The organism is Gordonia terrae (assembly GCF_051789125.1).
Lineage (GTDB): Bacteria > Actinomycetota > Actinomycetes > Mycobacteriales > Mycobacteriaceae > Gordonia > Gordonia terrae_A.
On record NZ_CP196526.1, the window covers coordinates 3,652,157 to 3,671,468 of the forward strand.

The 19,312-nt window shown below is 63.4% G+C and carries 10 protein-coding genes, 1 tRNA gene and 3 rRNA genes; 6 read left to right on the forward strand and 8 right to left on the reverse strand.

Annotated elements, in window-relative coordinates:
• Nucleotides 1-11: 11 nt before the first annotated feature.
• Complete coding sequence (locus tag ACSUZC_RS16685) at nt 12-1,271, reverse strand: GAF domain-containing protein (RefSeq protein WP_439029618.1); 1,260 nt, start codon at nt 1,269-1,271, stop codon at nt 12-14.
• A gap of 160 nt (nt 1,272-1,431) precedes the next feature.
• Between ACSUZC_RS16685 and ACSUZC_RS16690 the strand changes: the two genes are divergently transcribed.
• Nucleotides 1,432-3,276: a flavin-containing monooxygenase gene (locus ACSUZC_RS16690; protein ID WP_439029619.1), complete on the forward strand. Its 1,845-nt coding sequence runs from the start codon at nt 1,432-1,434 to the stop codon at nt 3,274-3,276.
• A gap of 54 nt (nt 3,277-3,330) precedes the next feature.
• On the opposite strand, the gene rrf is transcribed toward ACSUZC_RS16690, so the two are convergent.
• The 4 genes from rrf to ACSUZC_RS16710 all read right to left on the reverse strand — a co-directional run bounded on the left by rrf (nt 3,331) and on the right by ACSUZC_RS16710 (nt 9,579).
• Nucleotides 3,331-3,447: ribosomal RNA gene (rrf, locus tag ACSUZC_RS16695) — 5S ribosomal RNA — on the reverse strand.
• A gap of 106 nt (nt 3,448-3,553) precedes the next feature.
• Nucleotides 3,554-6,687, reverse strand: a 23S ribosomal RNA gene (locus ACSUZC_RS16700).
• Between the two features lie 458 nt (nt 6,688-7,145).
• Nucleotides 7,146-8,668, reverse strand: a 16S ribosomal RNA gene (locus ACSUZC_RS16705).
• Together the 16S, 23S and 5S rRNA genes form the textbook arrangement of a ribosomal RNA operon.
• An 834-nt stretch (nt 8,669-9,502) precedes the next feature.
• Nucleotides 9,503-9,579, reverse strand: a tRNA-Met gene (locus tag ACSUZC_RS16710).
• Nucleotides 9,580-9,800: 221 nt separating this feature from the next.
• Here ACSUZC_RS16710 and ACSUZC_RS16715 point away from each other — a divergent pair.
• Nucleotides 9,801-10,085, forward strand: a complete 285-nt coding sequence (locus ACSUZC_RS16715) for a hypothetical protein (protein WP_439029620.1) — start codon at nt 9,801-9,803, stop codon at nt 10,083-10,085.
• A gap of 39 nt (nt 10,086-10,124) precedes the next feature.
• Here the strand turns inward: ACSUZC_RS16715 and ACSUZC_RS16720 are convergent, their stop codons facing one another.
• Nucleotides 10,125-13,076: a UPF0182 family protein gene (locus ACSUZC_RS16720; RefSeq protein ID WP_439029621.1), complete on the reverse strand. Its 2,952-nt coding sequence runs from the start codon at nt 13,074-13,076 to the stop codon at nt 10,125-10,127.
• A gap of 219 nt (nt 13,077-13,295) precedes the next feature.
• Here ACSUZC_RS16720 and ACSUZC_RS16725 point away from each other — a divergent pair, with 219 nt between their 5' ends.
• The gene (locus tag ACSUZC_RS16725; RefSeq protein WP_439029622.1) at nt 13,296-13,820 is read left to right on the forward strand and encodes a PPA1309 family protein; all 525 of its coding nucleotides are present in this window, start codon (nt 13,296-13,298) and stop codon (nt 13,818-13,820) included.
• Nucleotides 13,821-13,837: 17 nt separating this feature from the next.
• Here the strand turns inward: ACSUZC_RS16725 and ACSUZC_RS16730 are convergent, their stop codons facing one another.
• Nucleotides 13,838-14,902: a YlbL family protein gene (locus tag ACSUZC_RS16730; protein WP_439029623.1), complete on the reverse strand. Its 1,065-nt coding sequence runs from the start codon at nt 14,900-14,902 to the stop codon at nt 13,838-13,840.
• Nucleotides 14,903-15,024: 122 nt separating this feature from the next.
• Between ACSUZC_RS16730 and ACSUZC_RS16735 the strand changes: the two genes are divergently transcribed.
• From ACSUZC_RS16735 to ACSUZC_RS16745, 3 genes are all read left to right on the forward strand, one after another.
• Nucleotides 15,025-16,506 carry a zinc-dependent metalloprotease gene (locus ACSUZC_RS16735; protein ID WP_439029624.1) on the forward strand — a complete coding sequence of 494 codons (1,482 nt, stop codon included), beginning with the start codon at nt 15,025-15,027 and terminating at the stop codon, nt 16,504-16,506.
• A gap of 107 nt (nt 16,507-16,613) precedes the next feature.
• The gene (locus ACSUZC_RS16740; RefSeq protein ID WP_439029625.1) at nt 16,614-17,564 is read left to right on the forward strand and encodes a hypothetical protein; all 951 of its coding nucleotides are present in this window, start codon (nt 16,614-16,616) and stop codon (nt 17,562-17,564) included.
• A gap of 15 nt (nt 17,565-17,579) precedes the next feature.
• Nucleotides 17,580-18,896, forward strand: a complete 1,317-nt coding sequence (locus ACSUZC_RS16745; RefSeq protein ID WP_439029626.1) for an ABC1 kinase family protein — start codon at nt 17,580-17,582, stop codon at nt 18,894-18,896.
• A gap of 63 nt (nt 18,897-18,959) precedes the next feature.
• Here ACSUZC_RS16745 and ACSUZC_RS16750 read toward each other — a convergent pair whose 3' ends face one another.
• Nucleotides 18,960-19,250, reverse strand: a complete 291-nt coding sequence (locus ACSUZC_RS16750; RefSeq protein ID WP_439029627.1) for a WhiB family transcriptional regulator — start codon at nt 19,248-19,250, stop codon at nt 18,960-18,962.
• Nucleotides 19,251-19,312: the final 62 nt, after the last annotated feature.

The following is a 19,312-nucleotide window of genomic DNA, read 5'->3' on the forward strand; positions in this document are numbered from 1 at the left end:
GTACAGACCGATCAGGGCCCGGCTGTCCAGCTTGGGGCGTCGAGCAGGCGTACGTCGACGCCGTCGGCGAACCGGTACGGACCGGCGACGAGCAGACCGCCGAAGTGCTTTCGCAGCCGAGACATCTCGGCGCGCACGGTCACCGTTCGATCGTCGACCCCGAACAGGTGCATCGACAGCTGCGCCGCGCTCACCCCCGCGCGGTGCCGTGCGAGATAGGTCAGGATGTCGCCGTGGCGAGGCGAACACCGGTGTGTCCACACCCCGCTGGCGCCTTCGACGCTCACCTCGACGCTGGTGACACCCGAAGCGCCCGCCACCGATCGCACACCGACGGACGTTCTCGGTGCATCCGTGGCGTCTGCGACACGCACCAGCCACCCGCCGGGCAGCGCTTCGACGTCGCACTCGCCCAGCGCGCTCACGAACATCCGACCGGGCCCCACGCTCGCCGGGAGCAGCAACCGCGGCCGCGGTGACAAGGTGTCCACCGCAGCGACCCATCCGTCGGTGTCCACGGCCATCGCCGGGCCGGGTATCCGCGCCAGAATCGGAGCCGCGACCGCACGCAGGGTGTCGAGGCGACGATGATGCTGCTCGCGCAGATGGGACTCGGCCAGTCGGGCCACCGCATGTACGAGCGCCAGCGTGGTCGGGTGGATCGTCGCCGCCGGCCCGCTGACGTCGACGACGCCGAGAACGTCACCGGTACGCGGGTCCTTGATCGGTGCGCCCGTACACGTCCACGAATGGTGGCTGCGAACGAAGTGTTCGGCGGAGAAGACCTGGACCGATCGTCCCGACATCAGCGCGGTACCGATCGCGTTGGTACCGACCGAGCCCTCCGCCCAGTCGGCGCCTTCGACGAATCCGAGATGATCGGCGCGGTTGAGGACCTTCGACGACCCACTACGCCACAGCACGTGACCCCGCGCGTCCGCGACGACCAGGATGTTGTCGCCGTCGGAGATGAGTGAGTCCAGACCTCCCGCGAGCTCGTCGACGACGTCGATCAGGCCCGACCGTCTGCGACTCTCCTCGAGTTCATCGAACTCCAGCGTGGGTTCGACAGCGCGAGGGGCGTCGGGGTCGAGGCCTGCGCGCCGGAGCCGCTGCCACGAGTCGTCGATGACGCTGCGCGGCCTGGCGGGCAGCCGTGTCCCGGCCATGGCCGCGTCGTGGACGGCGTGCAGGACATGGGCGAACTCGCGCGGATCGTCACCCGCCTGGACGGCGGGTTCCAGTTGAGGCACGGAGTCGAAGGTCGTCATCACCTCGATTGTGCGTCACGTCACAGTCGAGGACAAACGAGCAACGGGCCCGCAACCCCCTGCAACCCTTGTCGGCCGACCCCCTCAGGGCGTCTGCTGTCTTCGAACCGCTGTGGTCCAGATCACCATGCAAGCGGGCACTCACCACAGAGGAGGCATCATGACCCAGACCCTGGAGCCTGTCGTCAGCGTCGACGACACCCCCCAACAACGGATCGACACATGGCTGCGGGAGTTCGAGGCAGCGCTCGCCGCACTCGACATCGGCCGTGCGACCAATGCGTTTCTGACAGACAGCTACTGGCGGGACCTCACGGCGTTCACGTGGAACATCAAGACGGTCGAAGGTCACGAGCAGATCGCCGACATGCTCTCCGTGAGACTGGCCGACACCCGTCCGGCGCACTTCACCACGACCGAGCCGGCGACCGATGACGGAGACGGCGTGGTCTCGGCATTCATCGCCTTCGAGACCTCGGTCGGCAGATGCGAGGGCCATGTGCGCATCCGCCCCGACGACACCGACGGCGGCCGGGACAAGGCCTGGACGCTGTTGACCACGCTGCAGGAACTCAAGGGACACGAGGAACCAGCGGGCCGCAACCGGCCGCTGGGCGCCGTACACGGATCCGATCCCGACACCCGTTCCTGGGCCGAGAAGAAGGCCGACGAGGACCGTGAACTCGGCCGGTCGGTGCAGCCCTACGTTCTGATCGTCGGGGGCGGCCAGGGCGGCATCGCGTTGGGCGCCCGACTTCGCCAGCTCGGGGTGCCGTCGATCGTGGTCGACCGTCACGAACGCCCCGGCGACCAGTGGCGCAAGCGCTACAAGTCGCTGTGCCTCCACGACCCGGTCTGGTACGACCACCTCCCCTACCTACCCTTCCCCGCCAACTGGCCGGTGTTCGCGCCGAAGGACAAGATCGGTGACTGGCTGGAGTTCTACACGAAGGTGATGGAGGTTCCGTACTGGAGCAAGACCACCTGCCTGTCCGCGGCCTACGACGAGGATGAGGGCACATGGACGGTGGAGATCGACCGAGACGGCGATCGTATGGTCCTGCAGCCGACCCAACTCGTGCTGGCGACCGGTATGTCCGGCAAACCGGCCATCCCCACGGTCCCCGGCCAGGACCTGTTCGCCGGCGAACAACATCACTCGAGCCGGCACCCCGGTCCCGACGGATATGTGGGCAAGAAGGTCGTCGTCATCGGATCGAACAACTCCGCGCATGACATATGTAAGGCACTCGTGGACAACGGGGTCGACGCCACGATGGTGCAGCGATCGTCCACTCACATCGTGAAATCGGATTCGTTGCGTTCGATCGCGCTCGGCTCGCTCTACAGCGAAGAGGCCGTTGCTTTGGGCATGACGACCAAGAAGGCCGACCTCACCTTCGCCTCTCTTCCGTATCGCATCATGCACCAGTTCCAGGTGCCGGTGTACGACCAGATCCGCCGGCAGGACAAGGACTTCTACGACCGCCTCGAGGCCGCCGGTTTCCAGCTCGACTTCGGCGACGACGATTCCGGGCTGTTCATGAAATATCTACGACGCGGTTCGGGCTACTACATCGACGTGGGAGCCAGCGAGCTCATCGCCAACGGGACGATCAAGCTCGTCCACGGACAGCTCGATCATCTCACCGAGAACGCGGTCGTGCTCGCCGACGGCACCGAGATCCCTGCCGACGTCGTGGTGTACGCCACCGGCTACGGATCGATGAACGGGTGGGCCGCGGACCTGATGGGCCAGGAAGTGGCCGACAGGGTCGGCAAGGTGTGGGGCCTGGGATCGGAGACGACCAAGGACCCAGGTCCCTGGGAAGGCGAGCAGCGCAACATGTGGAAGCCCACTCGCCAGCCGGGTCTGTGGTTCCATGGCGGGAATCTGCATCAATCCCGCCACTATTCGCTGTATCTGGCCCTGCAGCTCAAGGCCCGCTTCGAAGGGATTCCCACGCCGGTGTACGGCCTCGCCGACGTGCATCATCTCAGCTGATCCGGAAATGCAGAATGCCCCGCAACGTGTGTTGCGGGGCATTCTGGGAGTTGTGTTCGGCGGTGTCCTACTCTCCCACACTGGTTAGGGTGCAGTACCATTGGCGCTGGAGGGCTTAGCTTCCGGGTTCGGAATGGGGCCGGGCGTTTCCCCTCCGCTATGGCCGCCGTAACTTTATGAAACACACACACAACAATGTGTTTGTTTGTTGTGTGTTGTTTCAGAAGTACATAGTGGATGCGAACACACCAAAAAAGGGTTTTGGGTGTGTGGGTGTTGTTGTAAGTCCTCGGCCGATTAGTACCAGTCACCTGAACACATTGCTGTGCGTACAGTTCTGGCCTATCAACCCCATGGTCTGTGGGGGGCCTTAACCCCGCGAAGGGGGTGAGAAACCTCATCTTGGAACAGGCTTCCCGCTTAGATGCTTTCAGCGGTTATCCCTTCCGAACGTAGCTAACCAGCGGTGCCCCTGGCGGGACAACTGGCACACCAGAGGTTCGTCCGTCCCGGTCCTCTCGTACTAGGGACAGGTTTCCTCAAGTTTCTTACGCGCGCGGCGGATAGAGACCGAACTGTCTCACGACGTTCTAAACCCAGCTCGCGTGCCGCTTTAATGGGCGAACAGCCCAACCCTTGGGACCTACTCCAGCCCCAGGATGCGACGAGCCGACATCGAGGTGCCAAACCATCCCGTCGATATGGACTCTTGGGGAAGATCAGCCTGTTATCCCCGGGGTACCTTTTATCCGTTGAGCGACACCGCTTCCACTTGCCGGTGCCGGATCACTAGTCCCGACTTTCGTCCCTGCTCGACATGTACGTCTCACAGTCAAGCTCCCTTGTGCACTTACACTCAACACCTGATTGCCAACCAGGCTGAGGGAACCTTTGGGCGCCTCCGTTACCTTTTAGGAGGCAACCGCCCCAGTTAAACTACCCACCAGGCACTGTCCCTGAACCCGATCAGGGTCCGAGGTTAGAAGTCCAATACGATCAGAGTGGTATTTCAACAACGACTCCATGAACACTGGCGTGCCCACTTCACAGTCTCCCACCTATCCTACACAAACCGAACCGAACACCAATACCAAGCTATAGTGAAGGTCCCGGGGTCTTTTCGTCCTGCCGCGCGTAACGAGCATCTTTACTCGTACTGCAATTTCGCCGAGTCTGTGGTTGAGACAGCAGAGAAGTCGTTACGCCATTCGTGCAGGTCGGAACTTACCCGACAAGGAATTTCGCTACCTTAGGATGGTTATAGTTACCACCGCCGTTTACTGGGGCTTAAATTCTCAGCTTCGCTCCCCAAAGGGAACTAACCGGTCCTCTTAACCTTCCAGCACCGGGCAGGCGTCAGTCCGTATACATCGTCTTACGACTTCGCACGGACCTGTGTTTTTAGTAAACAGTCGCTTCTCTCTGGTCTCTGCGACCCACACCAGCTCAGACCGAAAAGGCCGTCACCAGAATGGGTCCCCCTTCTCCCGAAGTTACGGGGGCATTTTGCCGAGTTCCTTAACCACAGTTCTCTCGATCGCCTTAGTATTCTCTACCTGACCACCTGTGTTGGTTTGGGGTACGGGCCGTGTACCAACTCACTAGAGGCTTTTCTCGGCAGCATAGGATCATGGAATTCACCGCAACGGCTACGCATCACCTCTCAGGCTATGTGAACGACGGATTTGCCTATCGCTCGCCCTACAGGCTTACACCAGTACAACCACTGACTGGCCCCACTACCTTCCTGCGTCACCCCATCGCTTGCCTACTACCAGCCAAGGTCCCATGCATCACCCCACTCGGCACCCGAAGGCACTCTCGGAGGATCAGGATGGTTAGTACAACTGATTCAGCATGGGCGCGGATACACGGGTACGGGAATATCAACCCGTTGTCCATCGACTACGCCTGTCGGCCTCGCCTTAGGTCCCGACTCACCCTGGGCGGATTAGCCTGGCCCAGGAACCCTTGGTCATTCGGCGGCAGAGTTTCTCACTCTGCTTTCGCTACTCATGCCTGCATTCTCACTCCCACACCCTCCACCACTAGATCACTCTGTGGCTTCCACGGATGCAGGACGCTCCCCTACCCACCCACACACCTAGCCAATCCCCCGCAAGGGAAAGGCGGGCTCTTGTGTGAGTGCCGCGGCTTCGGCGGTGTACTTGAGCCCCGCTACATTGTCGGCGCAGGATCACTTGACCAGTGAGCTATTACGCACTCTTTCAAGGGTGGCTGCTTCTAAGCCAACCTCCTGGTTGTCTTCGCGACCCCACATCCTTTTCCACTTAGTACACGCTTAGGGGCCTTAGCCGGCGATCTGGGCTGTTTCCCTCTCGACTACGAACCTTATCGCCCGCAGTCTCACTGCCACACTCTCACTTACCGGCATTCGGAGTTTGGCTGACGTCAGTAACCCTGTGGGGCCCATCGGCCATCCAGTAGCTCTACCTCCGGTAAGAAACATGTGACGCTGCACCTAAATGCATTTCGGGGAGAACCAGCTATCACGGAGTTTGATTGGCCTTTCACCCCTACCCACAACTCATCCCCTCCATTTTCAACTGAAGTGGGTTCGGGCCTCCACGACGTCTTACCGACGCTTCACCCTGGCCATGGGTAGATCACTCCGCTTCGGGTCTAGACCCGGCGACTCCAACGCCCTATTCAGACTCGCTTTCGCTACGGCTACCCCACACGGGTTAACCTCGCCACCGAGCACTAACTCGCAGGCTCATTCTTCAAAAGGCACGCCATCACCCACCCACCGAAATGGCGCAGGCTCTGACGGATTGTAAGCGTCCGGTTTCAGGTACTATTTCACTCCCCTCCCGGGGTACTTTTCACCTTTCCCTCACGGTACTTGTCCGCTATCGGTCACCAGGAAGTATTCAGGCTTACCGGGTGGTCCCGGCAGATTCACAGCAGATTCCACGAGCCCGCTGCTACTTGGGAGAACATCACGCAAGACCATGTGTTTTCAGCTACCGGACTCTCACCGACTACGGCAGACCATTCCAGGCCACTTCACCTAACACACGATTTTCTGACTCACGCCCAGACAGGTAGATCTGAGAAGATGAACCCCACAACCCCACACACACAACCCCTACCCGGTTACACATGCGCATGGTTTAGCCTCCTCCGCTTTCGCTCGCCACTACTCACGGAATCACAATTGTTTTCTCTTCCTATGGGTACTGAGATGTTTCACTTCCCCACGTTCCCCCCACACAGCCTATACATTCAGCTGGTGGTAACACGACATCACTCGTGCTGGGTTTCCCCATTCGGACACCCTCGGATCACAGCTCGTTTGACAACTCCCCGAGGACTATCGCGGCCTACCACGTCCTTCATCGGCTCCTGGTACCAAGGCATCCACCGAACGCCCTTACACACTTACAACAACACCTACAAACCACCCCCACACCCCACCAAAGTGAGACCCGAGGATCGAATGTAGACACCACACGAACCACGTTCGTGCACAAAACAAATTCTGCTAAATCACAGACCAACAAAAAGTTGATTTGAAATAAAGATGCTCGCATCCACTATGCACTTCTCAAACAACACACACCATCCAACCTCCCGCACCTCCGCACCCCACCACAGGACACCTCACCGGCACGATCAACCAGACAGCTAGGTCAAAGACAACACACACCAGCCCGAAAGCCAGCCGCGTGTTCCCTCAGAACCCCGATAGTGTGACGCGAACGCACCCACCTCACAGTGGAATGCTCGCCATGGACAAACCAGCACCAAGCCGGCCACCACAACGTGTCTGATGTTTCACCCGTGAACACACACACGCCGCAGAACAGACGCCCACGAAACGTGTGTAGTTGTGTGCTCCTTAGAAAGGAGGTGATCCAGCCGCACCTTCCGGTACGGCTACCTTGTTACGACTTCGTCCCAATCGCCGATCCCACCTTCGACAGCTCCCTCCCACAAGGGGTTAGGCCACCGGCTTCGGGTGTTACCGACTTTCATGACGTGACGGGCGGTGTGTACAAGGCCCGGGAACGTATTCACCGCAGCGTTGCTGATCTGCGATTACTAGCGACTCCGACTTCATGGGGTCGAGTTGCAGACCCCAATCCGAACTGAGACTGGCTTTAAGGGATTCGCTCCACCTCACGGTATCGCAGCCCTCTGTACCAGCCATTGTAGCATGTGTGAAGCCCTGGACATAAGGGGCATGATGACTTGACGTCATCCCCACCTTCCTCCGAGTTGACCCCGGCAGTCTCCTGCAAGTCCCCGGCATAACCCGCTGGCAATACAGGACAAGGGTTGCGCTCGTTGCGGGACTTAACCCAACATCTCACGACACGAGCTGACGACAGCCATGCACCACCTGTACACCAACCACAAGGGAACGACTATCTCTAGCCGCGTCTGGTGTATGTCAAACCCAGGTAAGGTTCTTCGCGTTGCATCGAATTAATCCACATGCTCCGCCGCTTGTGCGGGCCCCCGTCAATTCCTTTGAGTTTTAGCCTTGCGGCCGTACTCCCCAGGCGGGGTACTTAATGCGTTAGCTACGGCACGGATCCCGTGAAAAGGAACCCACACCTAGTACCCACCGTTTACGGCGTGGACTACCAGGGTATCTAATCCTGTTCGCTACCCACGCTTTCGCTCCTCAGCGTCAGTTACTACCCAGAGACCCGCCTTCGCCACCGGTGTTCCTCCTGATATCTGCGCATTTCACCGCTACACCAGGAATTCCAGTCTCCCCTGTAGTACTCAAGTCTGCCCGTATCGCCTGCACGCCTACAATTGAGTTGCAGAATTTCACAGACGACGCGACAAACCGCCTACGAGCTCTTTACGCCCAGTAATTCCGGACAACGCTCGCACCCTACGTATTACCGCGGCTGCTGGCACGTAGTTGGCCGGTGCTTCTTCTCCAGGTACCGTCACTCACGCTTCGTCCCTGGTGAAAGAGGTTTACAACCCGAAGGCCGTCATCCCTCACGCGGCGTCGCTGCATCAGGCTTGCGCCCATTGTGCAATATTCCCCACTGCTGCCTCCCGTAGGAGTCTGGGCCGTGTCTCAGTCCCAGTGTGGCCGATCACCCTCTCAGGTCGGCTACCCGTCGTCGCCTTGGTAGGCCATTACCCCACCAACAAGCTGATAGGCCGCGGGCCCATCCCACACCGCAAAAGCTTTCCACCACAGAACATGCATCCCATGGTCATATCCGGTATTAGACCCAGTTTCCCAGGCTTATCCCAGAGTGCAGGGCAGATCACCCACGTGTTACTCACCCGTTCGCCACTCGAGTACCCAGCAAGCTGGGCCTTTCCGTTCGACTTGCATGTGTTAAGCACGCCGCCAGCGTTCGTCCTGAGCCAGGATCAAACTCTCCATGAAAAACCATCGAAAAAACCAACCCCCCACAAAGAAGGCCAGCATTTCAACACAACCAGGAAAGCAAACCTGACCAAAATAAACCTAGCAAAACAAATGACACCCACACCCACAAAAGGCGAGGCGCCACAAAAACATCAACATCCACAAAAGATGCTCGATGCCACAAATGGCATCAGACAATTCATCATCACACTATCGAGTTCTCAAAGAACACACACCCACCAGCTACCCACCCCCAAAAGGGCTCTCACCAGCAGACTTGAGTCCACACAATCTCCGCCACCCCGTCTCCGGGGCAACTCTTCCAGCCTACCAGACCCGATCCGCAGTCCGCAACCCCGAAAAGTTTCGGACTCAAGAGATCTGGCAACCCCAACCACCCAACCAAGACACAACAGCCTCAGCCGAAACAATCAGGGGCGGCCAACGAAAAACCCGGTCTCCACTCCCCGCCTTCAGACCCTCTCAGGCCCTCCGGGGCGGCGCCGTGGCTCGCTGACTCGACTTAAGTTACGCACCGCGCCACGCGTCGTCAAATCGCCAGGTCAACGGGGGTCGGCAGCGCCCGGCGGCGACATGCACGTGCAGACTCTGTGGGTTTCGCGTCAACCGAAGGGGTCCGGGACGACTCGTGAGCGATGACCGCCATCAGATCGCGCGCATCGAGGCCAAGCGCGTGCCCCGTCGAGAACGCCGGCGTCGGCCGGGTCCACGACCGCGGCGGGAGCGGGCGCCTCCCCCGGCGGTTGTGATCCAGCGAAGAGGTCCTCGTTCACCGAAAGGCGACATAGCAAGAACCCCCGCCCGGGAGTCCCGGGCGGGGGTTCTTGGTGTTGGTAGCGGGGACAGGATTTGAACCTGCGACCTCTGGGTTATGAGCCCAGCGAGCTACCGAGCTGCTCCACCCCGCGTTGGTGAACACAACGTTACACACCCGTTTGTCAGCGATGCAAATCGATTGCCCTACCGTGCCCCACCTGGGAAAACGCCGGTGATGGCGGTCACAACTCGGTCGAAAACCACAGGTGGCGCCGGCACGCTTCGCTGCCACCGTCGAGTGCGACCTTCTGTGAGGTGAGTCACAATCGGAGTAGGCTTGCCACACGAGATCTCTCACCGCCGAGGAGCAGACATGTCCACCCACCGCTTCCATCACGAAAGCCATGGCAACCACCCGATGAGCTACCTCGGGTTCGTCCTGGCGCTCGGCGGCTTCGCCATGGCCGCACTCTGGCTGGTCCACATGGCGGCCGGCCACGTCGGGACCGCGATCCTGTGCGGACTGCTGATGGTCGCCGCATTTGCCACCGCCGTCTCGATCTTCTTCTCGCTGAGTCACCGTCATCACCACAGTCCGGTGCTGCCCGACAACACCCCCAACGAGACCGAGCGCTACATGCGCAAGTACCGCGGCTAGCGGAACTCCACGCACATAGCGCTCGGGTCGAATCAGGCGTCAGTTCACCGGAAGCGACTCGTACCTCTCCACGGCCTTGCTCAGCTCGTCGAGTGCCGCTCCGTATGCGGCGAAGTCGCCACCCTGCTGCGCGTTTCGCAGCGCCGTGATCGCATCGCCGATGGCTTGCGCGGCGGCGTCACGTTCGGGTGAACCCCCCTGTTGCGGAGGCTGATTCGGCGTCGACGGCGTGTTCTCGGAACCACCCGAAGGGTCAGGGTCGGTCGGTGTCTGCTCACCGGGAACAACCCCTGCGGCAGGCGTGATCCCGACCTGACGCAACGCCTCGGCGGTGGTCGGCGCATAACCGATGCGCGCCTCGCGTTCGGCCGGCTCATACCTGGTGATCACCCGGAACAGGCGCGGGAACGCTTCCTCCCCCTGAGCCTGTGCGTACATGGGCACGACGTAGAGGATTCCGTTGTCGCCGACCGGCAGCGTCAGCAGGTTGCCGAACGTCACCTTCGCGGTGTTCTCGAGCGACTTCAGTGAATCGGCGACGCGTCCGTCGGTCCGCATCGGGTTGAACGCCTGCTTGGGGCCCGATCGCTGAGCGTTACCCGGCAACTGCTTGACGGTCATCTGCCCGTAGTTCTCGGGGTTCGACGACACCGTCACGTATGCCCCGAGGATCGGCCGGTTGAGCCGGGTCAACACAGAGGTCAGCTGGAACGTCGGCTGACCGCTCTCGGGATCGGATGCCACGAAGTAGTACGGCGGCTGATCGAGTCCACGCTGGTCGGCGTCGGGATCTGTCGGGTCCGAGGGAACCGACCAGAAGTCACTGGCCTGGAAGAACGTCTGAGGAGAATCGACGTGGTAGCGCGTCAGGAGCGAGCGCTGGATCTTGAAGATGTCCTCCGGGTAGCGGATGTGCTCCCGCAGTGACGTCTGCGCGTCGAAGTCGGCCCGCGACTTCACTGTCCCGGGGAACACCTGCATCCAGGTCTTCAGAACCGGGTCGTCGGCATCGAACTGGTACAGCTCGACCTCACCGGTGTAGGCATCGACAGTCGCCTTCACCGAGTTGCGGACGTAGGACACCGTCTTGTTGATCTGGGTGCGGCCCGTCTGCCCGGGGTTGAGGTCCTGCGCATCGGCGGTCGCGCTCTGCAGCGACGTCGGCTGTGAATACGGGTAGTTGTCCAGCGTCGTGTATCCGTCGACGATCCACTTGATGGACCCGTCCTCCATGACGGCCGGGTAGGTCTTGGAGTCGACGGTCAGCCACGGTGCGACCTTCTTGACGCGGTCTCGCGGGTCGCGGTTGTAGATGATCTTCGACGCCGAGTTGATCTCGCCCGACAGCAGGAAGTTGCGTTCGGCGTACTTGCCTGCGTAGAGGACGCGGTTGAACCAGTTGCCGAGGGATACACCGGCGGGACCCTGGTAGGTGTACTTGTCGTCCCCGATGTCGTGCTCACGTGCCTGTCCGTCGTCGGAACCGACGATCGCGTAGTCCGGGTCGATCTTCGCCAGGAGTTCGCCGAAGTAGATGCGAGGCTGGCTGACCTTGATCGGGGCGTCCCGCTTGTATTCCTCGGACTGGTAGTTCGCGGTGTCGCTCACGTAGTAGAAGGGGTCGCCACCGCCGTCGACGTCGTTGACATCCCTGGATTCGTTGACCCGGTTGGCCGGAGCGGCGACGAAGCCGTCACCGTGGGTGTAGACGAGGTGCTTGTTCAGCCAGTTCTGCTGGTTCTCGAGGTAGCGACTCGGGTCGAGCTCGCGAACGGCCACGACGAAATCGCGGAGTTCTCCGTCGATGCGGTAGCGGTCGACCGCGAGCTGGGTCGGGAAACCGTAGAAGTTCTGGCGCTGCTGCTGCTGGATGAACGTCGGCGACACCACGTTCGGGTCCAGGATGCGGACGTTCGACAGCGTCGGGATGTCGCTGTTGACGACCGCCGGCGTGGCGGGACGCGCGGTCCAGTCCGTCTGCGTGATGACCTTGTCCGGACCGATGCCGTAGGCCTCCCGCGTCGACGTGATGGCGCGTTCGATGTACTCGGCTTCTTTCTGGGCCGCGTTCGGCTTGACCGAGAACTGTTCCATCGTCAGGGGCCAACCGACGCCGATCAGCAACGCCGAGAACAGCATCAGGACGGTGGCGAGTGCCGGGACGCGGAGGTCGCGCAACACGATGCCGGCGAAGAAGGCGACCGCGCAGATGACCGCGATGGCGAGCAGGATCAATTTCGACGGCAACACCGCATTGATGTCGGTGTAGCTCGCACCGGGGAAGATCTCGGCCTTCCGCTGACTCGACAGCAGGGTGTACCGGTCGAGCCAGTACGCCGCCGCCTTCAGCAGCAGGAAGGTTCCGGCGAGAACCGCGAGCTGGATGCGGGCAGCCGTGGTCACCGTGCCGCCGCCCTGGCCCAGCCGGATGCCGCCGAACAGGTAGTGGGTCACCAGGTTGGCCAGGAATGCCACGACCACGACGACGAAGAGCAGGTTCAGCACGAAGCGGTAGAACGGCAGGTCGAACGCGAAGAACCCGATGTCGAGGTTGAACTGCGGATCGGTCTTACCGAAGGACTGGCCGTGCAGGAACATCTGGACCGTGGCCCAGGACCCCTGAGCCACCAGACCGGCGAGCGCGCCGATGATCAGCGCGGGAACCACCGCGAACCACCGGACCTTGCCCATGATCGCGGTGCGGTACCGCGCCAGTGGATCGTTCGGTCCGGCCGTGGGGACGAACACGGGACGGGACCGGTAGGCCAGCGCCACCGCCCCGAAGATCATCAGTCCCACGACGACGGTCGTGATGAGGAACAAGATCACCCGTGTCCAGATGACCTTGCTGAAGACGCTGTAGTAACCGACGTCGGAGAACCAGAGCCAGTCGGTCGCGAGACCGATCAGACGTGGTCCGACGAGCAGAAGCACCAACACGGCAACGCCGAGTCCGATGATGATCTTGCTCCTGCGTGACAGTGTCGGCATTCCCGCCGGCCCTCGGACGCCCACCAGACCCACTCTCCAAAGCTCTCAATCCGGACAACACCCGCGCACGACGACCCGCTGGGCGTGGTGCCCACTGTACTGGCACCCACCGAGTGACCAACTCACTCGGCGCCCGCTCAACGATCGCGGACCTGCGCCGGTTCCCGTCGACCGACCGTGGCGTCGTCGGAGGGGACCCGTCCGGTGCAAGATGGGCGGGTGTCCGACAACCCGACCCCGCCTCGCGGCTTCTCCACCGACGACCTCGGCAGCGCCCTGTCCGAGATCATGGAGCACCTCGACACCCGCGGCTGGGGCCAGCCGCCGGTGGTGTTCGCACTCGTGCCGACTGCGCTGATCGCCGAGCGCGCACCCGGGGTGGTCGACGAGGACGGCTCGGTGTTCACCCCGGTCGAGGAGGAGTGCGCGGATCTCGACGCGTTCCTGTCGACCGCCTGGTGGCCGGACATGGTCGCCGGCGCTGCCGTGTCGATGGAGATCGTTACCGCCGCACCGGAATCCGAGGACGACACCGTCCCGCGCTACACCGTCGACAGGGCCGGGCCGGGCGGCGACACCGCCCGCCTGGTCGTCGGGGTCCTGCGCGACGGCCCTGATCTCGCCCTCCTGCGGTTGCGCCCGCAATCCGACGAGATGCCCGAGCTCCTGACCCACCCCCAGCTGGCGACCGAGCTGCGCGCGGCACTGCGCGGCACCTTCGTCCCGGACGTGCCGGACAACTGAGGTCGACGACGATTCGGTCAGCAGGTCGGCGCAGGCCGCCCCTGGCCGATCGCACCGAGAGCATCGACCGCACCGCCGAGGGTCTCGACCTTGACCAGCTGCAAGCCCTCGGGATTGTCGGAGACCGCTTCGGCGCAGTTACGCGCGGGCACCAGGAAGACCGTGGCTCCGGCATCGCGCGCGGCTCGCGTCTTGTGGGTGATGCCGCCGATGGGTCCGACCTCGCCGTCGGTCGAGATCGTCCCGGTTCCGGCGATGAACTTCCCGTGGGTGAGCTCACCCGGACTCAGCTGGTCGATCACGGCCAGCGACAGCATCAGCCCGGCCGACGGCCCACCGATGTCGCCGACGGTGTAGGTGACGTCCAGATCGGGATCGGCGTTGACGTCCTCGGGGACCACTCCGAGGTAGCCCGACTTCTCATCGCCGGGACGGGCGCCGACAGTGACCGTCACGGTCTGCGGTGTCCCCTGCCGAACGATCTCGACCGGCAACTCGGTGCCCGGGGACTTGTCGGCCACGACCTTGCGCAGCTGTCCACTCGTCTCGACCGCGACGCCGCCGATCTTCACCACCTCGTCACCGGCCCGTAGGACGTCGACCGCCGGGCCGTCGGGGCCGACACTCGCGATCCGCAGCGCCGTCGGACGGTCGAGGTAGCGCAGCGCGGCCACTGTCGCGCTCTCCTCCGATCCCGTCATCTGATCGGCGTTCTCCTGCTGCACCTGCTCGGTGGTCCGGTCGGGCGGGTACACCTGATCGCGCGGGGTGAGGGCATAGGTCCCGGACAACCACATGCCGAGTGCCCGGAACAGCGATATCCCGTCACTCACCGACACCGTGGTGAGGTTCAGGTTGCCCGTCGTCGGATCGGTCGGTTCCCCGTCGATCTGCACGACCTTGCGGTCGACGATCTTGCCGTCGTCGTCGACCTTCGTCGTGCCGAGTGTGTTCAGGGTGGGCCCCGGTCCGAGCGCGGCGTAGGGCACCTGCACCTGAGTGCCGAGCACCAGCAACGCCAGCAGGACCACGGTCGTGACCGCGGCCGTGGCGATCCTTCGGAAGCGAGGGCTCGAACTCATTCCGCACACGATAGTGCCCCGGCCGGAGGCACCGGAGGGACCCGGCGCGAGCCCTGTGGAGTACGCGCAGGGCGAACAGTCGGCACCGGTCGGGCCCCCTTCGCGAGCGGTACGGTGGAACCATGAGTGATCTGCCCTTCGGCTTCTCGGCGTCCGGTGACGGCGACGACGACCGCGACAAGAACAGCGGTGACAAGAACAAGCCGGGCGGCAACCCCGGCGGCAACCCCTTCGGCGGGTCGAACCCGTTCGGGTTCGGTGCCGGGCAGGGGTTCGGGGGCGGCCAGGGTTCGGACTTCGACCCGTCGACGTTCGACCCAAACATGATCGGTCAGATGTTCGCGCAACTCGGCAGCATGTTCAGCGGGATGGGCGCGGGCATGGCCGCCGGTGGCGACGGACCGGTCAACTATCAGGTCGCCGCCAACCTGGCCCGGCAGCAGATCGGCTCGTTCACACCCATCCTCGAGAAGGAGATCTCGGCGTCGGTCGACGCCGTCCGGCTCGCCGATGTCTGGCTCGACGACGCGACCACCCTGCCCAGCGGGGTCAGCCAGACCCTGGCATGGACACCGGTGCAGTGGCTCGAGGAATCGATGGACACGTGGAAGGGGCTGTGCAACCCGGTCGCCGAACAGCTGGCCCGCACATGGCAGGACAACCTCCCGGCCGAGGCCGCCCAGTTCGCCGGGCCGATGGTGGGGATGCTGACCCAGATGAGCGGGATGGCCTTCGGCACCCAGCTCGGGCAGGGCCTCGGCCAGCTCGCCAAAGAGGTCCTGTCGTCCACCGACATCGGCCTCCCGATCGCGCCCGAGGGCATCGCCGTCCTGCTCCCCGAGGCGATCGCGAAGTTCGCCGAGGGTCTCGAGCAGCCCGGTCAGGAGATCATCGTCTTCCTGGCCGCACGCGAGGCCGCACACGTCCGCCTGTTCAGCCATGTGGGCTGGCTGCGCCAGCGACTGTTGACCACTGTCGAGGAGTACGCCCGCGGGATCAGCATCGACTTCAGCGGGATCACCGACGCCACCTCCGGCATCGACCCGGCCCAATTGCTCTCGGACCCGTCCAAACTCGAAGAGCTCATCAGCTCGTCGACCTCCTTCGAACCGACCACGACGCCCGAGCAGAAGGCGGCCCTCGGCCGTCTGGAGACGCTGTTGGCCCTCATCGAGGGCTGGGTCGAGCAGGTCGTGACCCGCGCTCTCGGCGACCGCATCCCGAGTACCGGCGCACTCACCGAGACGATGCGGCGCCGACGCGCGTCCGGTGGCCCCGCCGAACAGACCTTCGCAACGCTGGTGGGCCTGGAACTGCGTCCGCGGAAGGTCCGCGAGGCCTCGGAATTGTGGCGCCGAACGCTCGAGGCGACCGACCTCGCGACCCGAGACGGGATCTGGGCCCACCCCGACCTGTTGCCCGACTCCGACGATCTCGACAACCCGGCGGGCTTCATCGATCGGCTGCTCAGCGGTGACGAACTCGACGATCCCATCGCACAGCTCGAGAAGACGATCGCCGACGAACAGGCGCGGGGCACCGACGAGGACCAGAACGGACGGAAGGCCGATGGTGGCGAGGGTTCGGAGCCGAGCGGGTCGTAGACCTCTCCGGCGCGGTGCATCTCCACAACCCTCACGGGTTCAGGCCATGCTGTGGATAACCTGCGTCGGCGGCGCCGGAAGCGGCTCGTCGCTGGCAGAGTTGCCGCATGTCGCCCGCACACACCGAGACCGCAACGGCTCCGGTCCGCACCACCACCGCGCCGGCGGTCTCGACCGTCCCTCGGCTCCTACCGGGCACGCCGATCCTCGCCCAGCGCGGCAACATCGTGAGGGTCGGACTCGACCCGGCCGGCAGTCTGCTCCTCGAGCTGGATTCGACCATCTCGGCGCACTCCGTGGCGGAGCTGCTCCGATCCCTGGCGGACCCGTGCGACCACGACGCACTGCTCCGACGAGCACTCCGGATCGGCCTGGAGCCCGCAGACCTCGACACCGTTCTACGCAGTCTCACCGCGGCGGGTCGGACAGTCATCGATCAAGACCTGCGGCGCAACGACTTTCGCGTGTTGATCCACGGTCAGGGCCCGATCGGCGATCAGCTGATCACTTCTCTCGGCCGGGCCGGGATCTCCGCACGGCGGACCATGCGTCGGCGGACGGACGGCACGCTCGATGTGATGGACACCGATCTGGTGGTCCTCACCGACTTCGTGATCCACGACCCCCAGGTCGTGTTCGCGCTGACGCGCGCCCGTATACCCCATCTGCTCGTCCGCACACGGGATGGCGTCGGGATCGTCGGCCCCCTGGTGTTGCCCGGCCTGTCGAGCTGTCTGATGTGTGCGGACCGACACCGGTCCGACGCCGATCCGGAATGGCCCGCGCTGGCAGTCCAGCTCATTCGTGTCGCCGGACATGCAGCGCCTACAGTCGTGACCACCACCGCTACGATCGCGCACGGACAGATCGAGCGGTTGCTGACCGCCGTGCGCGGACAGCCGTCGGGTCGAGGTGCGCGACCCGAGCCGCAGCTGCTGAACCGGGTGCTGGAGTTCCACGATGATCCTGCTCGGCTCGACATCACGCGGTGGTCACCGCACCCGGACTGCGATTGTCGTCCCGCGGGGGATCCACGGGTCAGGTCGTCTATTGTGTGACGCGGAAAGGAAGCTATGACCGACATCACTCGGGGGCAGGGTCGTCGCAACGCGAAACTGGCGTCGCTCCCCATCGGTATGGCCGGCCGCGCGGCGGCGGGGTTCGGCAAGCGCATGGTCGGCAGAGACAAGGACGAGGTCAACCAGGAGCTCCTGGAGAAGTCCGCCGAGCAGCTGTTCGCGGTTCTGGGCGAACTCAAGGGCGGCGCGATGAAGGTCGGGCAGGCCCTCTCGATCATGGAAGCCGCGATCCCCGACGAGTTCGGCGAACCGTTCCGCGAAGCCCTCACCAAATTGCAGGCCGACGCTCCCCCGATGCCGGCCGCCAAGGTCCACAAGGTCCTCGACCAGCAGCTCGGCACCCGGTGGCGTGAGCGGTTCAAGGAGTTCTCCGACGAGCCGGCTGCGTCGGCGTCGATCGGGCAGGTCCACAAGGGCGTGTGGTCGGATGGCCGCGAGGTCGCGGTCAAGGTGCAGTACCCCGGAGCCGACCACGCCCTCAAGGCCGACCTGAAGACACTCTCGCGGATGTCCGGTCTGTTACAACGACTTTCGCCGGGCACCGACGTCAAGGCGATGATGGACGAACTCATCGACCGGACCGAGGCCGAACTCGACTATCTCGGTGAGGCCGACAACCAACGCGCCTTCGCGAAGGTCTACGACGGGCATCCCGACTTCCTGGTCCCGAAGGTGGTCGCGAGCGCTCCGAAGGTCGTGGTGTCGGAGTGGGTGGACGGCGTCCCGCTGTCGAAGATCATCACCACCGGCGATCAATCGACCCGCGACGACGCCGCGGCGAAGATGGCCGAGTTCGAGGTCAGTTCCCCCTATCGGGTCGGTCTGTTGCACGGGGACCCGCACCCGGGCAACTTCTTCATCGCCGACGACGGTCGGTTCGGTGTGCTCGACTTCGGCGCGGTGGGTCACTACCCCGACGGGCTTCCGCCCGAGACCGGACCGATCCTTCGCCTGGCCCGGGACCAGAAGTACGACGAGCTCAAAGAACTGATGGTCTCGGCCGAGTTCATCCGTCCCTCGCACGCGTCGAAGGTGACCAGCGAAGACCTCGAGGCCTACCTTCGGCCCTACGTCGATCCGCTGTACTCCGAGTCCTTCCACTTCACTCGCAAATGGATGCAGCGAGCGGCGGGCAAGGCCACCGATGTCCGCGGTGAGGTGTACAAGACCTCGCGGAATCTCAACGTGCCCAAGCGATTCGTGATGGTGTTCCGCGTGCTCGGCGGTTGCGTGGGCATCGCATCGCAACTCGAGGCACACGCGCCGTACCGGGCGATCATGGAGGAGTGGGTACCCGGCCTGGGCGACTGACACCCGACGACACAACGCACGACGCCGGCGCCGCGAGCATCTGCTCACGGCGCCGGCGTTTCGTCATGCGACGTTCTTCCGCGGCCGGCCGCGGGGACGCTTCCGCGCGATCACGGCTCCGCGCTCGAAGATCTCACCGCCCCACACGCCCCAGGGCTCGGCTCGATCGAGTGCCGCCTGCAGGCACTGGGTCCGCAGCGGGCACTCGGCACACATCGCCTTGGCGCGCTCCAGGTCACGGGGATCCTCGGCGAACCACAGATCTGCGTCGGTCACCTGACAGGGCAGGTCGAGCCGGGCGGTCGCTGCGCGGTCCGCCGACATACAGGACTCGAGGACGCATTCGACAGTCATTGGATTCTCCACATCTGCTCGTTTGGGGTGTTCGACCCGAGTCCTCGATGTGGTTCTGTGCC